3 protein-coding genes are annotated in these 3915 nt (G+C 71.3%); all 3 read right to left on the bottom strand.

Annotation, left to right across the window (positions count from 1 at the left end):
* Positions 1-831 (bottom strand): hypothetical protein (locus AB0B48_RS32220; RefSeq protein ID WP_357208220.1); only part of this gene is annotated, 831 nt, incomplete at its 3' end.
* Positions 832-919: 88 nt separating this feature from the next.
* The gene (locus tag AB0B48_RS32215) at positions 920-1324 is read right to left on the bottom strand and encodes a DoxX family protein (RefSeq protein ID WP_357208219.1); all 405 of its coding nucleotides are present in this window, start codon (positions 1322-1324) and stop codon (positions 920-922) included.
* Between the two features lie 129 nt (positions 1325-1453).
* Positions 1454-3784 carry an endopeptidase La gene (gene lon, locus AB0B48_RS32210; protein WP_355009832.1) on the bottom strand — a complete coding sequence of 777 codons (2331 nt, stop codon included), beginning with the start codon at positions 3782-3784 and terminating at the stop codon, positions 1454-1456.
* Positions 3785-3915 lie beyond the last annotated feature (131 nt).

The raw sequence follows: 3915 nt of genomic DNA, 5'->3' as shown, positions 1-3915 counted from the left end.
GCCGTTCGATTCCAGGTAGACGTTCTGGAAGATGTTCCGGTGGGCGGGTTCGCGCAGTTCCACTCCGTTGCCCCGGCAACCCCAGACATGCAGGTTGTCGAAGAAGCAGGCGCTGTCCAGCAGCCGTATCCCGGTCTGGCACTCACCGACCCAGACGTTGAGGAACTCGTTGTCGTACGCGACCTTGTTCACCAGGATGCCGACGCCGAGGCAGTCCTCGATGTTGATATCGGTGATCTTGTTGGCGTGGGCGCTGGTGTCCGCGTCCTTGCCGAGGAACTCGATCGCGTGGCTGCCCGAGTTGCCGAAGTGCAGGTGGTGGAAGGTCGACCGGGGGCCGCGGACGGTCAACAGCACGTTGGAGGTCTGCATGCCGTAGAAGTGCACGTTGGAGATCTGGTTGTACTTACCGCTCGAGACCAGACGACCGGTGTAGCCCGGGGCCGGCTGGATGATCGCGGCGCCGATGTTCTCGCCGGTCCAGGTCACACTCGTCGGAAAGCGGACCTCCGATCCGAGACCGAGCGCGCCCACCGGTTGGAAGATCTCCCCGCCACCCGCCGGCAGCAGGTTCAGCGCCGTGGTGACCTTGTCCGACTCGTCACTGCCGTCGAGCCGGCAGCCGACCCGGGGGTCCCGGAGGCTGAGCGGGGCCTCCCGCACGGTCGTGACGGGCGGCGATCCCGCCTGTTCGGCACCGGCGAGGGTGGCCACCGTGGTCGCCACCGCGGCGCCCGCGCCGCCGGCGAAGAGCACCCGCCGTCCCAACCGTCGGCTCGGTGGATCTGACCGTTGTGGCGCTGCCGGCGGCACCGCACCAGGTGCGCTCACGATCGGTTCCATGCCTCTCCCCCGTTGAGTGCCACCTCGAGCGGCGGGCAGACTCTACTGTGCATTGTCGCGTGCTCGCCGACGCGGATCAGAGGGCGTACGGGCCGAAACGGCCCCAGGCCACCACTGCGGCGAGGACGAGCAGCACCGCGCAGGTGACCGCGCCCTGGATCTCGGTGCGACGCCCCTGCTGGGTGGTCTGCTGCTTGCCGGCGCGCAGGTGCACCAGGAGGCCGCCGATCATGACGATGACCAGCCCGACGGCGGCGAGCGGGGTGAGCACTGTGGCGATGCCGGTGGCAGCGGGCAGCACGAGCCCGACGGCGGCCAGCAGCTCGACCGCGCCGAGCGACTTGACCTGTGACGGTGGGACGGGGTCCACCCACCGCATCACCTCGCGCAACTTCTCCTTGGGCTGGCTCAGCTTGGCCAGCCCGGCACCGGCGAAGACGGCGGCGAGCAGGAACTGAATGATCCAGAGCACCACGTTCACGGGGGGTTCCTCCAGGGGCCGCCTCGCGGCGGAGAGGTGGTTGACGGTGCAGACGAGACAGTAGACCTCCCCGCATACCGAAAGGGCCCCCGCCGTCGCAAGACGGCGGGGGCCCGGATGGTCGGAGCGTCAGACCGCGAAGAGCGCCGGCCCGTCAAGCGTCTTCACGTCGGCCGGGCGCAGCGCCAGGGCGAGCACGTCGGCCACGTCGGCCAGGGTGTGCACGGTCAGCGCCTCGCGCACCTCGGTCGGCAGGTCGTCCAGGTCGGGCTCGTTGCGCGCCGGGATGATCACCTCGGTGAGGCCGGCCCGGTGCGCGGCGAGCAGCTTCTGCTTCACCCCACCGATCGGCAGCACCCGACCGGAGAGCGTCACCTCACCGGTCATCCCGAACTCGGGACGGACCGGGCGGCCGGTGACCAGCGACGCCAGGGCCGTGACCATGGTGATGCCGGCGCTCGGACCGTCCTTGGGCACCGCGCCCGCCGGGAAGTGGACGTGGATCCGGCGTCCCGCGAGAGCGTTCGGGTCGATGCCGAACCGCCGCCCGTTGGAGCGTAGGTAGGAGAGCGCGATCTGCGCCGACTCCTTCATCACGTCACCGAGCTGGCCGGTCAGGGTCAGCCCCGGCTCGCCCTCCATGCTGGTCGCCTCGATGAAGAGCACGTCCCCGCCGGCGCCGGTGACGGCGAGGCCGGTTGCCACGCCGGGCACCGCGGTGCGCTCGGCCGACTCCGGGGTGAACTTCGGCCGCCCCAGGTAGCGGGTGAGGTTGTCGGTGTCGACGCGTACCGGCGACGGGTCGGTCGCCAGCGTCACCGCCACCTTGCGCAGGATCTTGGCGAGGCCACGTTCGAGCTGCCGGACCCCGGCCTCTCGGGTGTACTCCCCCGCGATCAGCGCCAACGCCTCGTCGGCGATCTCCACCTCGTCGGCGGTCAGCCCGGCCCGCTCCCGCTGCCGGGGCAGCAGGTGGTCACGGGCGATGGAGACCTTCTCGTCCTCGGTGTACCCGTCCAGGGTGACCAGCTCCATCCGGTCCAGCAGGGGGCCGGGGATGGACTCCACCACGTTGGCGGTGGCCAGGAAGAGCACGTCGGACAGGTCGAGGTCGACCTCCAGGTAGTGGTCCCGGAAGGTGTGGTTCTGGGCCGGGTCGAGCACCTCCAGCAGGGCGGCGGCCGGGTCACCGGCGTAGCCGGCGGCCAGCTTGTCCACCTCGTCGAGGAGCACGACGGGGTTCATCGAACCGGCCTCGCGCAGCGCGCGGACGATCCGACCGGGCAGCGCCCCCACGTAGGTGCGCCGGTGCCCGCGGATCTCCGCCTCGTCGCGGACGCCACCGAGCGAGACCCGGACGAAGTTGCGCCCGAGCGCCCGCGCCACGGACTCGCCGAGGCTGGTCTTACCCACTCCGGGAGGACCGGCGAGGGCGAGCACCGCGCCGGAGCCGCGACCGCCCACCACACCGAGGTTGCGCTCGGCGCGCCGGTTGCGCACGGCCAGGTACTCCAGGATGCGGTCCTTGACGTCGGCCAGGCCGGCGTGGTCGGCGTCGAGCACCGCGCGGGCCGCGGTCAGGTCGGTGTTGTCGTCGGTACGCGTGCCCCAGGGCATCTCGAGCACGGTGTCCAGCCAGGTACGGATCCAGCCCGCCTCCGGGGAGGCGTCGCTGGCCCGCTCCAGCTTGCCGACCTCGCGCATGGCCGCCTCGCGGACCTTCTCCGGCAGCTCGGCGGACTCGACGCGGGACCGGTAGTCGGCGGAGCCGTCCGGCTCGTCCTCGCCCAGCTCCTTGCGGATCGCGGCGAGCTGCTGGCGCAGCAGGAACTCGCGCTGGGACTTCTCCAGCCCCTCGCGGACGTCACTGTTGATCTGCTCGGTGACTTCCTGCTCGGCCAGGTAGTCCTTCACCCAGCCGACCAGCAGCTCCAGCCGGGCGGTGACGTCCGGCGCGGCGAGCAGCTCGGTCTTCTGTTCCAGCGTCAGCCAGGGCGCGTAACCGGCCGAGTCGGCCAGCTCGGAGAGGTCGGTCATCCGCTCCACCGCGTCGATGACCTGCCAGGCGCCCCGCTGCTGGAGCACGGAGGTCACCAGGGCGCGGTACTCGCGGGCGAGTTCGCGGGCCCGACCGGCGTGGGCGGGTTCGTCGAGTTCGGTCGCCTCGACCCAGAGGGCGGCGCCAGGGCCGGGCACGCCGGAGCCGATCCGGGCCCGGGACAGGCCACGGATGACGGCGGCGGGCTCGCCCTCAGGCAGGCGGCCGACCTTCTCGATGGTGGCGACCACGCCCACCGGGCCGTACTCGCCGTCGATGCGCGGCACGGCCAGCAGCTTGCGGTCGCCGGTCGCCCGCGCCGCGTCGATCGCGGCCTGGGTGGTGGGGTCGAGGGTCACCGGGATGACCATGCCGGGCAGCAGCACGGCGTCGGTCAGGGGCAGTACCGGAAGAGTTGCCATCGAACACCTCGCGTTAGTTGAGCGTGTCTCACTCAAGTAACAAAGCGTTCCCCTTGTTCCGGCCTGTGACCCAGGCCACTTTCGCGCCCGGTCCGTCGGGTCGCCCGGGACCGGTGGGCGAACCCACGGGC

Origin of the sequence: Micromonospora sp. NPDC049089, from assembly GCF_040648775.1 — a bacterium.
GTDB lineage: Bacteria > Actinomycetota > Actinomycetes > Mycobacteriales > Micromonosporaceae > Micromonospora.
This window is presented reverse-complemented; position numbering and strand designations above follow the sequence as displayed.